This window comes from Bacillus sp. AFS077874 (assembly GCF_002566505.1).
Lineage (GTDB): Bacteria > Bacillota > Bacilli > Bacillales > Bacillaceae_G > Gottfriedia.
This window is the reverse complement of record NZ_NUYF01000006.1, coordinates 111366-128660: the sequence shown is the minus strand read 5'-3', so window position 1 is coordinate 128660 and position 17295 is coordinate 111366. Positions and strand designations below refer to the sequence as shown.

Annotated in this window: 19 protein-coding genes; 10 read left to right on the top strand and 9 right to left on the bottom strand. The window is 33.5% G+C overall.

The annotated features are described in order from the left end of the window. The first annotated feature begins 10 nt into the window (after positions 1–10). Genes thiS through COJ46_RS05555 form a run of 3 tightly spaced genes read left to right on the top strand, consistent with a single transcriptional unit; the run spans position 11 to position 1988 of the window. Positions 11–214 (top strand): sulfur carrier protein ThiS, encoded by a 204-nt coding sequence (gene thiS, locus COJ46_RS05565; protein WP_097976669.1) that lies wholly within the window; start codon positions 11–13, stop codon positions 212–214. 2 nt (positions 215–216) lie between these two features. After that, positions 217–984 carry a thiazole synthase gene (locus tag COJ46_RS05560; RefSeq protein ID WP_097976671.1) on the top strand — a complete coding sequence of 256 codons (768 nt, stop codon included), beginning with the start codon at positions 217–219 and terminating at the stop codon, positions 982–984. Next, the gene (locus COJ46_RS05555) at positions 981–1988 is read left to right on the top strand and encodes a ThiF family adenylyltransferase (protein ID WP_097976673.1); all 1008 of its coding nucleotides are present in this window, start codon (positions 981–983) and stop codon (positions 1986–1988) included. Before COJ46_RS05560 ends, COJ46_RS05555 begins: the two co-directional genes overlap by 4 nt. Positions 1989–2064: 76 nt before the next feature. Here the strand turns inward: COJ46_RS05555 and COJ46_RS05550 are convergent, their stop codons facing one another. Genes COJ46_RS05550 through COJ46_RS05540 form a run of 3 tightly spaced genes read right to left on the bottom strand, consistent with a single transcriptional unit; the run spans position 2065 to position 6173 of the window. Further along, complete coding sequence (locus COJ46_RS05550; RefSeq protein ID WP_097976675.1) at positions 2065–3231, bottom strand: Zn-dependent alcohol dehydrogenase; 1167 nt, start codon at positions 3229–3231, stop codon at positions 2065–2067. A gap of 19 nt (positions 3232–3250) precedes the next feature. Then, a complete protein-coding gene (locus COJ46_RS05545; protein WP_097976676.1) occupies positions 3251–4777 on the bottom strand; it encodes an aldehyde dehydrogenase family protein in 1527 nt (508 codons plus the stop codon). Continuing rightward, entirely contained in the window at positions 4770–6173 is a 1404-nt protein-coding gene (locus COJ46_RS05540; RefSeq protein ID WP_286133572.1) for a lyase family protein, read from the bottom strand. The genes COJ46_RS05545 and COJ46_RS05540 overlap by 8 nt, the downstream gene beginning before the upstream one ends. 205 nt (positions 6174–6378) lie before the next feature. On the opposite strand from COJ46_RS05540, the gene COJ46_RS05535 reads away from it, so the two are divergent. Both COJ46_RS05535 and COJ46_RS05530 read left to right on the top strand, forming a co-directional pair. Further along, positions 6379–7176, top strand: coding sequence for an IclR family transcriptional regulator (locus tag COJ46_RS05535; RefSeq protein WP_097976678.1), 798 nt, complete (start codon positions 6379–6381; stop codon positions 7174–7176). Between the two features lie 385 nt (positions 7177–7561). Continuing rightward, the gene (locus COJ46_RS05530) at positions 7562–8929 is read left to right on the top strand and encodes an MFS transporter (RefSeq protein ID WP_097976680.1); all 1368 of its coding nucleotides are present in this window, start codon (positions 7562–7564) and stop codon (positions 8927–8929) included. A gap of 84 nt (positions 8930–9013) precedes the next feature. On the opposite strand, the gene COJ46_RS05525 is transcribed toward COJ46_RS05530, so the two are convergent. The 4 genes from COJ46_RS05525 to COJ46_RS05510 all read right to left on the bottom strand — a co-directional run bounded on the left by COJ46_RS05525 (position 9014) and on the right by COJ46_RS05510 (position 12818). After that, the gene (locus tag COJ46_RS05525) at positions 9014–9820 is read right to left on the bottom strand and encodes a hypothetical protein (RefSeq protein ID WP_097976682.1); all 807 of its coding nucleotides are present in this window, start codon (positions 9818–9820) and stop codon (positions 9014–9016) included. 77 nt (positions 9821–9897) lie between these two features. Next, entirely contained in the window at positions 9898–10098 is a 201-nt protein-coding gene (locus tag COJ46_RS05520; RefSeq protein WP_088014159.1) for a cation transporter, read from the bottom strand. 12 nt (positions 10099–10110) lie between these two features. Further along, complete coding sequence (locus COJ46_RS05515; protein WP_097976683.1) at positions 10111–12504, bottom strand: heavy metal translocating P-type ATPase; 2394 nt, start codon at positions 12502–12504, stop codon at positions 10111–10113. Between the two features lie 14 nt (positions 12505–12518). Next, complete coding sequence (locus tag COJ46_RS05510) at positions 12519–12818, bottom strand: metal-sensitive transcriptional regulator (RefSeq protein WP_088014157.1); 300 nt, start codon at positions 12816–12818, stop codon at positions 12519–12521. 116 nt (positions 12819–12934) lie between these two features. Here COJ46_RS05510 and COJ46_RS05505 point away from each other — a divergent pair, with 116 nt between their 5' ends. The 5 genes from COJ46_RS05505 (at position 12935) to COJ46_RS05495 (ending at position 15045) form a co-directional block, all read left to right on the top strand. Continuing rightward, positions 12935–13486, top strand: coding sequence for a hypothetical protein (locus COJ46_RS05505; protein WP_097976684.1), 552 nt, complete (start codon positions 12935–12937; stop codon positions 13484–13486). A 222-nt stretch (positions 13487–13708) separates the two neighbouring features. Then, a complete protein-coding gene (locus COJ46_RS24400; protein WP_176522549.1) occupies positions 13709–13858 on the top strand; it encodes a hypothetical protein in 150 nt (49 codons plus the stop codon). Continuing rightward, positions 13845–14594 carry a type II toxin-antitoxin system SpoIISA family toxin gene (locus tag COJ46_RS05500; RefSeq protein WP_097976686.1) on the top strand — a complete coding sequence of 250 codons (750 nt, stop codon included), beginning with the start codon at positions 13845–13847 and terminating at the stop codon, positions 14592–14594. The genes COJ46_RS24400 and COJ46_RS05500 overlap by 14 nt, the downstream gene beginning before the upstream one ends. Positions 14595–14607: 13 nt before the next feature. After that, the gene (locus COJ46_RS24395) at positions 14608–14766 is read left to right on the top strand and encodes a hypothetical protein (RefSeq protein ID WP_176522550.1); all 159 of its coding nucleotides are present in this window, start codon (positions 14608–14610) and stop codon (positions 14764–14766) included. Between the two features lie 90 nt (positions 14767–14856). Further along, on the top strand, positions 14857–15045 hold the full coding sequence (locus tag COJ46_RS05495) for a hypothetical protein (RefSeq protein WP_097976688.1): 189 nt from the start codon (positions 14857–14859) through the stop codon (positions 15043–15045). A 58-nt stretch (positions 15046–15103) separates the two neighbouring features. Here COJ46_RS05495 and COJ46_RS05490 read toward each other — a convergent pair whose 3' ends face one another. Both COJ46_RS05490 and COJ46_RS05485 read right to left on the bottom strand, forming a co-directional pair. Next, positions 15104–16789: an acyl-CoA dehydrogenase family protein gene (locus COJ46_RS05490; protein ID WP_097976689.1), complete on the bottom strand. Its 1686-nt coding sequence runs from the start codon at positions 16787–16789 to the stop codon at positions 15104–15106. A 31-nt stretch (positions 16790–16820) separates the two neighbouring features. Beyond that, on the bottom strand, positions 16821–17198 hold the full coding sequence (locus COJ46_RS05485; RefSeq protein WP_097976690.1) for a MerR family transcriptional regulator: 378 nt from the start codon (positions 17196–17198) through the stop codon (positions 16821–16823). Between the last annotated feature and the right edge of the window lie 97 nt (positions 17199–17295).

Here is a 17295-nt window from a genome sequence, read left to right as displayed (position 1 = left end):
GTGTAATCTTTTGGAAATAAGATTAAACGGAAAGAATATTGATATTTCGAGCGAAACCTGTACAATTCAGGATCTGCTGAATGAATATCAATTAGAAAACCGAATTGTTATTGTCGAGGTAAATAAAGAAATTATTTATAAGGAACAGTATTCGTTAACTCATCTCTCTAACGGAGATTCTGTAGAATTAATACATTTTGTAGGTGGTGGCTAATTATGTTAAAAGTAGGAAATCATACGTTTCATTCAAGATTATTATTAGGAACAGGAAAATACCCTTCATTTGAAGTCCAGAAAGAAGCTGTTGAAGTATCGGAAGCCGAGATCCTAACTTTTGCTGTTAGAAGAATGAATATTTTTGAGGAATCTCAACCAAATTTTCTTGAACAATTAGATCTAACGAAATATAAATTATTGCCAAATACAGCTGGTGCAAAAACTGCTGAAGAGGCAGTTAGAATTGCACGATTGGCAAAAGCGTCAGGCTTGTGTGATATGATCAAGGTAGAAGTAATTGGGTGTGATAAATCATTATTACCTGATCCAATCGAAACATTGAAGGCATCAGAAATGTTATTAAACGAAGGCTTTATTGTATTACCTTATACTTCCGATGATGTTGTGCTAGCAAGAAGACTAGAAGAACTTGGTGTACATGCGATTATGCCAGGTGCATCTCCAATCGGTTCCGGAAAAGGAATTATTAATCCATTAAATCTTAAATTCATCATTGAGCAATCGAATGTTCCTGTTATAGTAGATGCCGGAATCGGGTCTCCAAAAGATGCAGCTTTTGCGATGGAACTAGGTGCTGATGGAGTCCTTTTAAATACTGCAGTTTCTAATGCGAAAGATCCTGTAAAAATGGCCGTTGCAATGAAGCTTGCTATTGAAGCAGGAAGGCTTGGTTATGAGGCAGGAAGAATTGAAGAAAAAAATTATGGTGAAGCTAGTAGCCCAATCACAGGGTTGGTGAATTCTTGACAAACCGTTATGCAAAGCAAGAATTATTTTTAGGAAGAGATCACCAATCAAACTTACAAAAAGCCAGTGCCATTATTATTGGTGTAGGTGCACTAGGCTCATCAATAGCAGAAATGCTTGTAAGAGCAGGAATTGGAAATATAACAATTGTTGACCGTGATTACGTTGAATGGAGTAATTTACAAAGGCAATCTCTTTATACTGAAGAAGATGCTAGAAATAAACTACCTAAAGTAATTGCAGCTAAAAATCGGCTTCAACAAATTAATAGTGAAGTGTCCATTACTAGTTTAATAACAGATATTACTAGTCTTAATATTGAAGAGCTGATTAAAGGTCAAACAATCATACTAGATGCAACAGATAATTTTGAAACTAGAATGGTAGTGAATGATGCAGCAATTAAGCATGGGATTCCTTTTATTTTTGGTGCGTGTGTTGGAAGCTATGGCCTCTCGTTTCCAATTATTCCAGGAAAAACTCCTTGTCTTAACTGTTTATTAAATCATATACCAACTTTAAATATAACTTGCGATACAGTAGGAGTAATCAGTCCAATTGTGCAAATGATTGCTGCCTACCAAGTAACCTATGCCATGCAATATCTTACTAACTATGAACTTTTACCAATCTTACAATCGATTGATGTTTGGAAGCATGAAAAGTCTGATATAAACATCGAAAAATTAAAAAATAAAAATTGTCCAACATGTGGCTCTATAAGAAGTTACCCATTTTTAAAAGATGATGACCATATGAAGTCATATGTTTTATGTGGAAGAGATGCAGTCCAACTAAGAGTATCATCTTCTAAAAACCCAACACTAACTAACCTGTCTGAAAGATTACAAGGGTTAGTAAATGATTTGATTGTAAATCCTTATTTATTGTCATGTACTTATGAAGATCATCGCATTGTTTTATTTAAAGACGGTCGAGCGATCATTCACGGTACAAAGGAACCATCTGTTGCTAAAGAACTCTATCGCAAAGTTTTAGGTTAAAATAGAAAAAATACCCTTTCAAAGACTAATAATTTACTAGTCTTTGAAAGGGCTACTTATAAACAATCTCTAAAAATTAATTAGACTCATTCCCTACTGAACTTGCTAATGTTAAGCTAGATTCTTCATCGATTGGAAATTCAATAACTGTTCTTCCAACATTAATACAGCAGCTATCATGGAAGGAATCAAACGCTGAGTTAATATCATCCAACTTAATTCGATCTAAAACTAGATCATCGAGATTAAATTTTCCATCTAAATATAGTTTAGAAATGATTGGGAAGTCTCTAAAAGGTTGCGTATCACCGTAAAAGCTACCTTTAAGAATCTTTCCAACACGGTGAAAACCATTAGCTGGTAAATTAAGAACTTTAGACGGATTAAAGGCACCAACAACTACTACTGTTCCCCCTTTTCTTGTTCCTTTCCAAGCACTTTCAGCCGCATTTGTATTTCCTGTACAATCAATCGCATAGTTAACACCAAATCCACCTGTTAATTCTTTAAGTCTTTCTTCAGCATTTTCTTCAGTAACATTGATTGTATGTGTCGCTCCAAACTTTTTCGCGATTTCAAGATTAGATTCTTTTACATCACAAGCAATAATTTTAGACGCACCAGCAATTTTAGCTCCTTGAATGGCATTAACTCCTACTCCACCAATTCCGAAAACAGCTACGGATGAACCTGGCTTTACACCAGCAGCATTGACAGCCGCACCATAACCAGTTGCAACCCCACAACCAATTAAGGACGCTTGTGCAAGGGGCATTTCATCAGGAATTTTTACACATGACATTTCAGGGACAACTGTATATTCAGCAAAAGTAGATAATAGAGAATTATGGTAAACCTTTTCTCCATCACAACTTAATCTAGAAGTCCCATCAAGTAATGTGCCATCAAACATAGGACCAAAAGCTGATTCACATAAATGAACATCCCCTGTTATACAAAACTCACATGTTCCACAATACGGAACCCAACTTAAAGCTACTTTATCACCAGGTTTTACATTTTTTACATTTGGACCAACAGCTTCAACAATTCCTGCACCTTCATGTCCAAGAATAGTTGGGATTGGTGTTGTTTTATCATCTAATGCGTTTAGATCACTATGGCAAACACCAGTTGCTACTATTTTAACAAGTACTTCATTCGCTTTAGGCTCTGCTAGTTCAACCTCTTTTATAATAAGTGGCTCACCATGTCCGGTCATTACTGCTGCATTTATTTTCATCTTTTTTCACCCTTCTATTTTAGTAAGCAAACCAAATTGCTTTTGTTTTTGTGTAAGATTGTAATGAATGAATAGCATATTCTTTACCCCAGCCACTTTGTTTCCATCCACCAAATGGACTTGCAAAGTCATAACAACCATACTTATTAACAAATACCATTCCAGCCTCTAATTTCTTAGCCACGCGATTCGCACGAGAAACATCATTTGTCCATAAGCCGGCAGCTAAACCATAAATTGTGTCATTTGCCATTTCAACGACCTCTTCTTCAGTGTCGAATGGAATGACACAAAGGACAGGACCAAAAATTTCTTCTTGAGCAATCGTCATTTTATTATGTACGTCTGCAAAAATAGTTGGGCGAACAAAATAACCGTTAGCATTTTCACCTGTTAGGTCTCTTTCTCCACCGGCTGCCAGACGCGCGCCTTCTTCTATTCCGCTCTTAATATACTTTAAAATACTTTCCATATGTGCTTCTGAAATTTGAGCACCTTGATTTGACTCTGGATCAAATTGGTCTCCTAATTTATAACTGTTTGCATATTCAGCTAAGCGACTAACTGCTTTTTCATAAATATCACGTTGGACAAATAATCTTGTTGGTGCAGAGCATTTCTCACCTTTATGAGTAAATAATCCATAGAAAGAACGTTCAATTGCTGCATCCACATCTGGAGCATCGCTGAAAATAATGTTTGGAGATTTCCCTCCAAGCTCAAGCGTAACTGGTTTAAGATTTGAATCTGCAGAATCGTGAACAAGCTGCTTTCCAACACCTGTACTACCAGTAAATGAAACTTTATCAACGTCCATATGACGAGAAATATATGAACCTATTTTTCCTTTACCTAGTATTAGATTAAGAACACCAGGTGGTAAAATATTGGCTTCATGAATGATTTCAAATAGTCTAATAGCCGAAAAAGATGTCGTACTAGATGGCTTTAAGATTACCGTGTTTCCCATAGCTAGAGCTGGCGCAAGTTTCCATGCAGCCATATCGATTGGAAAGTTAAACGGGACGATTTGGCCGCAAACACCAATCGGGTCTCTTGTTGTTACACTCAAAAAGTCACCTTCAACAGGGTTATTTTCACCATAATATTTATCAGTCCAGCCTGCATAATATTCGAACATTTCTAATGCTTCCTGAACGTCGTCATTATAAGCTTCTGTATATAATTTTCCGTTATCCAGTGCTTCTAAAGTAGCTAATTCTGCTTGATGTTCTTTCATCAACTCACTAATTCTACGTAGAATCTTTGCTCTTTCTTTACGTGTTACTTTACGCCAAGGACCGTGATCAAAAGCAAAACGCGCAGCTTCAACTGCTTTATCAATGTCTTCTTTTGTTGCACCTTGAATTTTTCCAATTACCTGTCCGTTTGCTGGATTAATCGATTCAAGCTCTTCCCCATTACTGCTATCTACCCATTCACCATTAATATATAATTTCTTTGATTCTAGTAACCACTCTTTTGCCCATTCCAATTTTGGCTGATCGATACCTTCAAAATGTTTTTTATTCTCTACTTTAGTCAATTACAAGTCCTCCTCTATGTAATAATGCCTTTACATCATTCTTACTTTTTTCTTTCATTAATTTTGAAACAACCGAATATCCATGCTTTTCCTTTAATTCAACTACTGAAGGAATTAAGCTATTTGCGTACTCTTTACATTTTTCTTTATTTACTTTTATATCTTCCAAACACTTCTCGTTAAATAAGATCAAGGACTTTTCTAGCATTTTCATAGCATCTAAAATATTTGCACCAGCTGCACCTTCAAAGATATTTAAATTTAATTCGCCATGCTCTAAAGTTGCCTGTACAACTCTGTCACAGCCTAAAACCTGAAAACAGCTTTGGATCAAGGTTTCAGGTATTACTGGATTCACTTTTCCAGGAAAGAAAGATGAACCAGCCATTACAGATGGCAAAATGATTTCAGAAAAACCAGCTTCTGGTCCAGAAGATAAAAGTCTTAAATCTTTCCCCATCTTGATTAAACATGTTGCAAGTAATGCTAATTGATTCGAAACGTTTGCTAGATCATCTATGTTTTGTGCAGCATCAATTAAATTTTCACGCTTTTGAAGCTGATACCCAGTTATTTTAGAGAGATTATGAATAACTAAATCTTGGTACGCTTTTGATGCGCCAGTACCAGTTCCAATTACGGTGCCACCTAAGTTTACTTTTTTGAGTTCCATCACACTCTGTTCAAGTAAATGATGTCTTCTCGATAACATAGCAGCATATCCACTAATAAAATCTCCTAATTGAATCCTCATCGCATCTTGTAAGCAAGTCCTTGAAATCGTTGTTATTTCAATAAATGAATCGACCATTTCTACGATCGTAGTTTGAACTTTTCTTGAAACTAAATCGAGTCGTGCAAACTGCTTAACAACTGCAAGTCTCATGGCGGTATGACAAACATCAGAGGTAGATTGAGAAGCATTCACATCATCGTTTGGATGAATAGGTGAATAAATCCCTCGCGTTCCCCCATTTAATTCATTGGCTATATTTGCAATGACTTCGTTAATGTTCATATTTGAACCAATTCCTCCCCCACCATGGAGTATATCAACCGGAAATTGGTCCAAATGTCTACCAGAAATTATTTCCTCACAGGATTGTAGAATAAATGATCCGATCGATTCTTCTATTACACCTGTTTCTATATTTGTTATTGCAGCAGCTTTCTTAACCAATGCAAGAGATTCAATATACTTGGGATATTGATTTAATGTTTTTCCAGAAAATGAAAGATTTTGTACTGCTCGAACTGTTTGAATTCCATATAAGAACTGATTTGGTATTTCTACAGTTCCAAATGAATCTACTTCTTTTCTTACTTTCTGGTTCTCAATGACACTAATGACAATCACCACCTTTATTAAAATGAAAACGTTTAAAGATTTTTTCAAAAAAAATCAATAACTATAATGAAGAGCCATTAATCAGGAAGTTTGAATACCATAAATTGCTCACATTATGAACATATAAGTTCATAATAAGAACTTTAACTAGATTATAAAACTGAAAAATTAACTGTGTCAAACAAATAATTAAATTTTTTGAAATTTATTTATTATTGTTTTTTTAATTTGTAATTAAGCTATAATGGGTAACATGAAGATAAATAACGATGTAAAAACCCAAAAAAATTCAAAGCAAGACCTTTCATCAGTACAAGCTGTAGATCGTGCACTTTTATTACTAAAGATCGTTGCTGATAGTGAAACTCCTATCTCTATAGGGAATCTTGCTGAAAAATCAGAAATGAATCGAACAACAGCTTGGAGACTTATTGGAACTCTTGAGAACCATGGATTTGTAGAGCGTGATCCTCAAACTAAGGGCTATCAGCTTGGTTATGCGGTTAATCATCTTGCGTCTAAAGTTCCGCAATACGGTTCTCTTGTTCGACGCGCAAGTAAAAGTATGGAGAATTTAAAAGAGGAAATTCAGGAAACAGTTCTCTTAAGTGTTCCAAAACAAAATGGAACTTTAACGATTGAACAAATTGATCCAGAAAACAGTGTTAGATTAGTCGTGGATTACGTTAATGCTTTTCTACCTTTACACTGTACTTCAAATGGAAAAATCCTTTTAAGTCAGCTTCCACCAAAAGAATTAGATATATATCTGGAAAAATCTTTGGAAAAATTGACTCCTTATACGATTACAGACCGTGAGCAATTACGTAAAGAAATTATTAATGTTCGAGAAAGGGGATTTGGCACTTCAATTTGCGAACTAGATGAAAATGAAAATGGTATTTCCGCACCAGTTTATGACAAATCTCAAAATCTTGTTGCGTTCATAAGTGTTTGTGGACCAAGTTTTCGTTTTACAAAAGAAAAAATGTTAGCATCAGTTGATTTATTAATTAGTACTTGTCAACAAGTAACCAATTATCTTGATTAATCATACTTCCATGTTTTTATTAGACAAAAGGCATCTGAATAGCTATTCAGATGCCTTTTTACTTTGAACTTTAGTTTTTATAAATTAAATTAATCTACCTGATTGTTAAAAATTATCTTCCTTCAATAACATTCTTTCATAAAAATAATCTCCAAAAATAGTTTGACAATTTTGTGAACTTTATTTTATACTCTTCATATATTTCACATAGTGAATAAAGACGTTCATAATACGAACTCATCTCTTTTGTTCAATCACTTTTTTTCTTTTTATCTGAAAACGCTACCAATACATAATGATATTTTCTTTTTTAGCTTTTCTATAAAAAGAGTTAAAAGTATGTTATTAAAATCTACTATACTATTATTACTAAGGGGGAAACGAGATGAAAGAAAACCAATCGATAAGAATGGATGATGCACCACTTAACAAGTTTCACATTAAAATGGCTGGACTTACATTTGGAGCCCATTTTAATGACGGTTATATTCTCGGTATAATAGGAACCGCACTCACATTACTTACTCCCCAAATGCACCTAAACGCATTTTGGCTAGGATTAATCGGGAGCTCCGCATTAATTGGGCTATTCTTAGGAAGTTTAGTACTAGGTTGGGTATCAGATATTATCGGCAGACAAAAAATATTTGTTCTAAGCTTTGTTCTTATTACAATTGCTTCGTTACTACAATTTTTCGTTGATAACCCAACACAGTTATTTATTCTTCGACTATTAATTGGGATCGGAATTGGTGGAGACTATAGCGTTGGTCATACAATGTTAGCTGAGTTTGCTCCCAAAAAACATCGTGGCGTTTTATTAGGTTCTTTTAGTGTAATTTGGACTATTGGATATGTTGTATCAACATTCGTAGGGCTTTGGATGCAAGATTTAGGACCTGATGCTTGGCGTTGGATGCTAGCTTCTTCAACAATCCCATCAGTGATTATTTTGTTCCTACGAATCGGAACGCCAGAATCACCAAGATGGTTAATTAATAAAGGTCGTATTGATGAGGCAAGAGAAATAGCAAAAAAATATGTTGGTAAAAATATAGTTTTAGATAATGAAACTCCAATAAAAGAAGATAGTAACTTTTCTGTTCTATTTAGCAAAAAATATAGAAAGAGAACAGCATTTAATAGTCTTTTCTTTGCATGTCTAGTAATGCCTTACTTTGCAATCTATACTTTCCTTCCAAATATTTTAAGTATTATGGGCCTAAAAGAAGGCTTTGGAACAGACTTCTTTTTAAATGTAATCTTAATCATTGGAGCAGTTTTAGGAATCTGGTTTACAATTATCTTTTCTCGCAGAGGTTTCTTAATTAGTTCATTCATTATTCTTGTAGTTTCCCTATTCGTATTAAGTGTTTCACCTAGTAGTGCAACAACATTAATGATTATATGCTTTGCAATTTTCACATTAATTTTATCAGCTGTAAGTAATCTTGTAGGGGTCTTCCCTGCTGAGAGTTTTCCAACCGAAGTGAGATCTTCAGGAGTTGGACTTGCTACTGCTATTAGCAGACTTGGATCAGCAATTAGTACATTCCTATTACCATTAAGCCTTACACATTATGGATTAAATCACACAATGCTAGCATTAACAGGAGTATTAGTCGTTGGAACACTAGTTTCGATTGCATGGGCACCTGAAACTAAATACTTATCACTTAACGATGCTAGTAAGACTGATGGTTTAAAAAAACCAAATAGTCATCCAGCAGATATTAAGCCGAATATTTTATAAAACAATTAATATGTAAATATATAACTTTAAGAAAATATAAAAAAGCAGGAAAACAAAGGGTTTCCTGCTTTTTATCTGTTTAATTTATGGCACATTTACAACAAATGGTACTATAAACACATCTCCATTTTGTTTAAACTGTCCCCATATTTTATATAATCCTTTTTTAGGAAAACTAGTCATAAACTCTGCGTCAGGTCCACTTGACTTTTCATTCATTGGATGGACATGTAAGTAAGTATTCGTATCACCACTAATCGCAACAACATGACCAATAGCACCCAAATAAGGCTGTAAATCAGTAATACCTTTTTTGGTTTTAGCATCCTTAATCGTAAATGTCATTTTAACTTCATTCTTTGTCGTCAATTTATCAAATTTTAAAGTAACCTCCTTTCCATCAATTACTTTTGTTAATACTCTATCTGGTATTAGTGAAACTGGTTTAGCTTGCTCACCTGACACTTGTACTAGTTTTGTTTTTACGTTTTTATCAGAGCCCTCAGGTATAAAATCTGCAAATAATTTATATTCACCACCACTTGGAAAATCCGGTGTGACTGTAAATAACCCTTTACCTTTGTATACTGGGTGCAAATGGTCAAAATATGATAAATCCTTACTTACAACAATTAAATGCATTAATTTTTCGTGCTCGAACTCAAATTTATTTACTGTTTTCCCCATCAAATCATTAACTTGAATGTTTAGATTTACTTTCTTACCACTTTCAGGATTACTGTTAAACGTAAATTGTACCTTTGTTGAATCTTTTTCTTCTTTTGTTTCATGATTCATACTTTCATGAGTAGAAGCTGTATGGGACATATTTCCACATCCACTTAAACCAATAACTGTAACAAAACTAAGTAACAACAATAAGTATTTCATCTAATTCTCTCCCCAGTCTCGCATTTTTTCCAAATAAAAAGCGAACCATTAGTTCGCCTTTTATTTTTTTGCTAAGATTAAACGATATCGTAACCTTGATCTTCAATAGCCTCTTTTACTTTCTCAATTGTTTCAGCGTTTGAAGTATTGAATGTTACTTCTTTATTTTCTAAACTTACGATTATATTATTTGTACCAGACACTCCTTCTACCGCTTTCATAACTGCAGCTTTGCAGTGTCCACATGTCATACCTTCTACTTTTAAAATTGTTTCCATTACTAAATCCTCCTAAATTTTTATACGTTTTAATCTTAATGCGTTTAAGACAACCGATACAGAGCTAAATGCCATTGCAGCACCTGCAATCCAAGGCTGCAACAACCCTAAAGCTGCAATCGGTATACCTAAACTGTTATAAAATAACGCCCAAAATAAATTTTGGCGAATATTATTCATTGTTTTCTTACTTAAGCTAATAGCTCTCGGAATATGTGATAAGTCGCCACCTACTAGCGTAACATCCGCTGTTTCAATCGCGACATCTGCACCAGTACCGATCGCCATCCCAATATCAGCTTTTGCAAGAGCTGGAGCATCATTAATCCCATCTCCAACCATCGCAACAATTTTCCCTTGTTTTTGTAGTTCAGCAACTATATCAGCTTTTTTCTCTGGTAGAACTTCAGCAAATACATTTTCAATACCCACTTGATCTGCAATCGCCTTTGCAGTGTGTTTATTATCACCAGTTACCATAAAAACTTCTATTTTTAAATCCTTTAATGCTTTTATCGCATGTCTAGAAGATTCTTTAATTGTATCGGCTACAGCAATAATACCTTCCAGCTTGTCGTCGATTGCTATTAACATCCCTGTTTTCCCGGCAGATTCAAATACGATTAATTGATCTTCAACTGGAGAAAAATCGATATTCTTTTCATTCATTAACTTCCTAGTACCGATAAATACCTTTTTATTTTCAATCAAGGCTTCTACTCCATGTCCAGGTATGGCAATAAACTCTGTAAGATCTGTTAGTTGCAATTCCTGTTTAAGTGCGTATTGAACAATTGCTTGTGCTAAAGGATGCTCTGACATTTTCTCTACACTTGCAACGAGCTTCAATAAATCCTCTCGATGATTTAAATTAATGATATCTGTTACTTCAGGCTTTCCTTTTGTAACAGTTCCTGTTTTATCAAGAATGATTGTATTAATTTTTTGGGTCGTTTCTAAAAATTCTCCGCCTTTGTATAAAATCCCATTTTCCGCACCTTTTCCACTTCCAACCATAATCGAAGTTGGTGTAGCAAGTCCTAAAGCACAAGGACATGCTATGACTAAAACAGCTATTGCTACTTCAATTGACTTAGGCAAATTTTGTGGATCGACTACAAAAAACCAAATGATAAATGTTAATATGGCTATGCCAATTACAATAGGAACAAATAGATTCGAAATTCGATCTGCTAATCTTTGAATTGGAGCTTTTGAACCTTGTGCCTCTTCAACTATTTTCACAATATTTGCTAATGCCGTATCCTTACCAACCTTCTCAGCTCGTATGGTTAAAATACCATTACCATTGACTGTTGCTCCAACAACTTTATCATCAGTCTTTTTATCAACTGGTAAAGACTCTCCTGTAATCATTGATTCATCAACTGTAGATATTCCTGATACAATGACACCATCCACTGGAATTTTCTCACCTGGTTTAACAAGAAGTAGATCTCCAACTTTTACAGCTTCCAATGGTACATAAACTTCATTTCCATTTTCTATAACAATAGCTTCCTTAGCTTGTAATTCCATTAGTTTTGAAATTGCTTCAGTCGTTTTCCCTTTAGCAATATGCTCAAAATATTTTCCAAGCAAAACTAATGTAATTAAAACCGCACTTGTCTCAAAATATAGATGCGGCATATACATACCATTATTTATTGTCTTAATTGACTCAACTAAGCTATAAAAATAAGCTGCCGAAGTTCCGAGTACGACGAGCACATCCATATTCGCACTATAATTTCGTATTGCTTTAAAAGCTCCTACATAAAAATGCCAACCTATAATAAACTGAACTGGAGTTGCAAACAATAATTGAAACCATGGATTCATTAATAAATGTGGCATCCAAATATTTGTACTAAATGGGAGATGAGATACCATCGAATACAATAGTGGAAGTGAAAGTAAGATAGAAACAATCAATTGAATCTGTTTGTTTTTTGTTGTGTCTTTTTCTTTAACTGCATTTTCTTCTTTTATAGCTGCTGCATAACCGATGTGACTAATTTTATCTATTATCGATTGGACCGAGCGTACTTCAGGTAAATAAGAAATCGTTGCTATATTCATAGCTAGATTGACATTGATTTGAACTATTCCGTCCATTTTCCCTATTACTTTTTCGATTCGAGCCGAACAAGCAGCACATGTCATTCCTTCAATATTTAACGTAATTTTTTCAACTGCAACCTCATAACCAATCGTTTGGATTTTTTCTATTAAATCAGAAGTTTGATATTGTCCTTTATCATAGGTAATAGTAGCTTTTTCTAAAGCTAGATTCACATTCGCTTTCAAGCCATCCATTCGATTTAAGCTTTTTTCGATTCGGGTTGCACAAGCTGCGCAAGTCATCCCCTCAATACCAAGGGTTAACTGCTTTGCTTCGTTCATATTAATCAACCCCCTTATTTTACGTAACGCTTAATAACCTCCATTAATTCAGTAACTGATGCTTCACCATTGTTTTCTTTAACAGCTTTAACCATACAATGATTCGCATGTCTTTCAATTAATGAGAAACTTACTTTTTTCATAGCAGCTTCAACTGCCATAATTTGCGTCAAAATATCTATACAATATCGGTCCTCTTCGACCATTTTTTGAATTCCTCTAACTTGCCCCTCTATTCTACGAAGACGTTTCATTAAATCGTTAATTTCGTCCTCACTTCTTGGAACCATTTGATCATCATGGCAATTTTCCATTTTATCACCTCACCATTATTATATACTCATAGGGGGTATAGGTGTCAATTTTTTATTCTATTTATTTTAAGTTGTCCATATGATGATAAAAAGCGAATAGTTAGGGGGTATCATATATGTTCACCAGTTGGGTATGTATTAGCATAATGCTCTTCATAACAATCATTTCGATCCACCTCAAACCAACAAAAAATGACCAGATGCATCAAATGATGTATATGATGATGATCAGTATGACTACTGGTTTAACAATAGGTGTACTCATTACACTTTCAAATCACCAACAATTTTTCAATTCCTTACTCATTTCAATGGGCTTACCTGCACTCATTGGATTATGCATCGGCTTTCGATTACATTTCCTTGCACTACTTGAAGGGATCTTTACTGGAATGATGGCCGGTATGATGGGGAGCATGATCGTCGTGATGATTTCAATTTCAGAAGCACATGCTTTATTATTAATTTGTTTATTATTATTAACTTGTTCATCTATATTTTGTTCTACTATGTTTTTAAGTCAACGATTCCCAAAACTACTATCATCATTCTTTCCAGTAATTATTATTTCTAGCCTGCTGCTCATTTTAACTGTGTTTTATTCTTTTACTCATTTTGGAAATACTCCTGCTTCCCAGAGCTATAAAATTAATGTGTTGAAAAAGTAGAAAGACACCCAACTTAGGGTGTCTTTTCTATTTTAAAAATTTCTATTTTAGTAGATTGTATTTTTTAACCTAAAGATTATTTTCATAAAGTTACATAATTTGTGATAATTTTATAACAAATTCAAAATTATCTACCAAATTTAACCATTATTTTGTATACTTACGTGAGTAATGAAACTCATTATACTTCCACATTGCTTTATTGTTTTTAGGAGGGATTTTATGATGCTATTTAATGAAACTAATGTAAGTAAAATAATTCAAAAACCCAAAGCTTCATCAGAGAAAGGACTTCATTTTGATTTCATGGATGGTGTTCTTTGTTTTTGTGTTTTGGCGATTTTAATTTTCCTTATTTATGGTATTAATTAAATATTATAAAAGTCAAAATAGCGAAGATCAAATTTTTCAGTATGACGCAAACTTAGTTTTTTATCGTAAAATTTGGTATGCGCTTTATACTTTTTTATTTGTAGGTGGGCTTGTTACATACAAAATTTTTAATACTGTTCAATTTTCAGATATTAAGGATTTGGTTACAATCCCCTTTTTAATCTCATTAATTGGGATTCCTTTATTTGTAGATATCTTTTTTCTCTTAACACCTGATAAATTTATCTGGGCTGGGAACACCATTGAAAAAAGTGTTAGTTTTAAAACTCAAATTGAAAAAAACGATCGATTAGTTGCTAAACTTCTTCAAAGGACTAATCATTATATTGAGTTCATAGAATCACTAGAATCCTATTTAGACAAGCAATTAGATCCTGAGGATGAATTAAATAATTTGCTAAAAAACTATTTATATTTTTACGAGGCCAAAGTTGTTGTCAAGATATACCCGGAAACAGATATTGCCTATACCGATTTTTTTAATATGTATAAATTAAGATTTGGTGTTGGAGATGATGTTAAGCAATCATTTTTATCCGATATTAAATCAAAAAATCAGCATAGCATTGAAGACCAAGGGATATACGTGCTACAATTTATGAAAGATAGTTATTGCTATCTTGTTGCAGTTCAATCTACGGATTTATTAACGGTAGATAGACACTATTTATTTGCAATCACAACAATGTATTCTGCTATTAGAAACTTAAGATAAGGAGTCGATATGGATGTTTAAAAAATTATTATCTTTTAAAAAAGCTCCTGAATCACAACCTAAGTCCTCTCCTAAACGTAATGGAATCGTAATTGAACCATCCAGTGAAATCACTAATTTAAGAAAAACAAACAGATTAGCAATTAGAGCGTTAAAAAATAGAGGCGTATAGGGTGCAATGGTTGTACTCTTTTTTTGTTTTGAATCATATCTTATAAGAGATACTAATATACTATCTATTAGTGACTAAGAGGTGATTCAATTGAGCAAAAACAATCAAATTGAAGATGTACTTCAATCAAATGAAGAGATATTGCGACGAATGAAACATATCAAGTCCAAACCATTAGGCGTAATCAATGAAGAAAATGTATTAAAGTCAAATAAAGATTATCTAAAATCATTAAAAGATGAGCAAACGAACAAGAAAAAAAGATGGTGGAAACTTTAATTCCCCATCTTTTTAATTATTTTTTTCTGAAATTTGTCGCTTAATTCGATTATTGAGGTTACTTGTTGCTTAATACTGTTTCCAAATGTTTGTTATTTTTGTAATCAACAATTTCATCAAAATACTTTAAATGAATTTGTTCTTTATTTATTTCATCTTTAAAATATCGTTCATGGATCAATATTTTTGCAATGTACTCTTTTCGAATATGATCTTTTGCATCTTCAAGAGCAGTAACTGCTTCAATTAAATCTGCCATTTTATTTGCTATTTTCTTAGCATTATATGATTGAGTATTAGTATCTAAAGTAGCTGTATATTGAACGATTTCATTTAACTCCTCAAGCTTTTTCTTTATGATTTCACTTTCATCTATTAATGTTTGAGGTGTATCTACCAATTTTTCTTCAATAAATGATTTAAAGACTTGATAACCATTTATTTTGTTAAACAGTCTCAAAATCTCTAAACCTAAAATATTGGCAGTTCCTTCCCAGACTGTAAGTACTTGAGCATCTCTTAGAAGTCGAGGTGTAACAAAATCTTCAATATAACCATTTCCTCCATGCATTTCAATCGCTTCGTGGGAGAAATGAATTGCTTCATCTGCAGTACGCATTTTTAATATAGCAATCAAAAGTCTTACTAATGTTTGCTCCTCGGTTGTTCCGTTTTCTTTCCCCACCACTCGATCAAATAAGGTCACTAAATTAAATACTGCACTTGTTTGCACTTCCTGAATGGATGCAAGTTTTGCTAATGTCTCTTGGATCATTGGAAAATTCGTTAATATTTGTCCAAATGCCGGTCTATTTTCAGCATATTTCTTCGCCTCCACATAGGCTCTTCTCATAATTCCAACTGATGCTACAGCATTACATATTCTAGATAAATTCAATGCTTCCATCATATAGTTAATTCCTCTAGAAGGGTCTCCGATTAGAAATGCTTTCGCTCCATTAAATTCAACTTCTCCTGATGGAACAGCTCTTACACCTAGCTTATCTTTTAAGCGACGAATCGTAAATCCGTTATTTGTACCGTCATCATTCTTCCAAGGCACTAAAAATAAACTTAACCCCTTACTCCCAGAAGGCGCTCCCTCAATTCTTGCTAAAATTGTTGTAATACCACACTGACCTGCATTGCTAGCAAAATATTTTTCTCCGTAAATACGATAGTAATCTCCTTCTTTAACTGCTTTCACTACATTGGCTCCAACATCTGAACCACCCTGTCTTTCCGTTAAAAAAGTCGCTCCTTCATATAATTCTGTTTCCCCAGTTGATAATAGATGGGGGAGATATTTTTCTTTTAATGCTTCATCTGCATATTTTTCAACTAAAAACGTAGCAGCCATTGATAATGTTACTGGACAATAAAAACCAGCTTCAGTCTGTGATAATAAATAACCTTGTGCATAGGAATAAATATAATTCCCCTTTATACCAATTTCAGGAATTGGCTTATGAATATAACTAACAATCCCTCTATTATAAGTATCTTTTACAGTTTGCTTATAACCTTCATTTACCCAAACATGTGAAATATCATTACCATATGCATCATATTTGATTAAACGTGGTTGACCTTCTCGGTCTGTGTGAATTGCACGTTGATCGATTTCATTCGCACAAAGCTCACCAAATTCTTCTAATTCTTTATTAGCCCATGTAAAAAAATCTTCATTAAAATATTTTCCTAAAATCAACTGTAGATTACGATCTTCTTTATAAAAATTCATTAAACCTTCCACATCCTTTTTCGGAAGTATTTCATTCGATTTCTAATAAATTCCGCTCAAGATTACTCTTCATTCTCATAATTTCTTCTTTTAATTGAATTAAATCGTTAATTTTTTTATCTAACTCTAAAATTTTTTGATTTCCATATTCAATTGTTTTTTGTAATTGTTTTTCACCTGTTCGATCGAGCGTAAATAAATCAATCATTTCTTTTATTTCCTGCAAATGAAAGCCTAAATTTTTACCCCTTTGAATTAAATAAAGACGTGTACGATCTTTATGAGAATACCTTCTTCTACCACTTTCAGTATAGGATGGGTGTAATAATCCAATTTCTTCATAATATCTAAGGGTTCTATGAGTCGTATTAAATTCATTCGTCATCTCTCGAATCGAATAAAACTTCAAAATGCCCTCCTCCTTCTAGCTATAGATATATTATAAATCTTACGTAAACGTAAGTTTCAAGATGAATTCCTTCGACAAAAAATTCGAGGTTAAGAGA

Excerpts from the sequence above, each read along its gene's own strand:
- COJ46_RS05560 (WP_097976671.1), top strand. The coding sequence starts at position 217 with ATGTTAAAAGTAGGAAATCATACGTTTCATTCAAGATTATTATTAGGA.
- COJ46_RS05550 (WP_097976675.1), bottom strand. The coding sequence starts at position 3,231 with ATGAAAATAAATGCAGCAGTAATGACCGGACATGGTGAGCCACTTATT.
- COJ46_RS05535 (WP_097976678.1), top strand. The coding sequence starts at position 6,379 with ATGAAGATAAATAACGATGTAAAAACCCAAAAAAATTCAAAGCAAGAC.
- COJ46_RS05530 (WP_097976680.1), top strand. The coding sequence starts at position 7,562 with ATGAAAGAAAACCAATCGATAAGAATGGATGATGCACCACTTAACAAG.
- COJ46_RS05525 (WP_097976682.1), bottom strand. The coding sequence starts at position 9,820 with ATGAAATACTTATTGTTGTTACTTAGTTTTGTTACAGTTATTGGTTTA.
- COJ46_RS05520 (WP_088014159.1), bottom strand. The coding sequence starts at position 10,098 with ATGGAAACAATTTTAAAAGTAGAAGGTATGACATGTGGACACTGCAAA.
- COJ46_RS05515 (WP_097976683.1), bottom strand. The coding sequence starts at position 12,504 with ATGAACGAAGCAAAGCAGTTAACCCTTGGTATTGAGGGGATGACTTGC.
- COJ46_RS05510 (WP_088014157.1), bottom strand. The coding sequence starts at position 12,818 with ATGGAAAATTGCCATGATGATCAAATGGTTCCAAGAAGTGAGGACGAA.
- COJ46_RS05505 (WP_097976684.1), top strand. The coding sequence starts at position 12,935 with ATGTTCACCAGTTGGGTATGTATTAGCATAATGCTCTTCATAACAATC.
- COJ46_RS24400 (WP_176522549.1), top strand. The coding sequence starts at position 13,709 with ATGATGCTATTTAATGAAACTAATGTAAGTAAAATAATTCAAAAACCC.
- COJ46_RS05500 (WP_097976686.1), top strand. The coding sequence starts at position 13,845 with ATGGTATTAATTAAATATTATAAAAGTCAAAATAGCGAAGATCAAATT.
- COJ46_RS24395 (WP_176522550.1), top strand. The coding sequence starts at position 14,608 with ATGTTTAAAAAATTATTATCTTTTAAAAAAGCTCCTGAATCACAACCT.
- COJ46_RS05490 (WP_097976689.1), bottom strand. The coding sequence starts at position 16,789 with ATGAATTTTTATAAAGAAGATCGTAATCTACAGTTGATTTTAGGAAAA.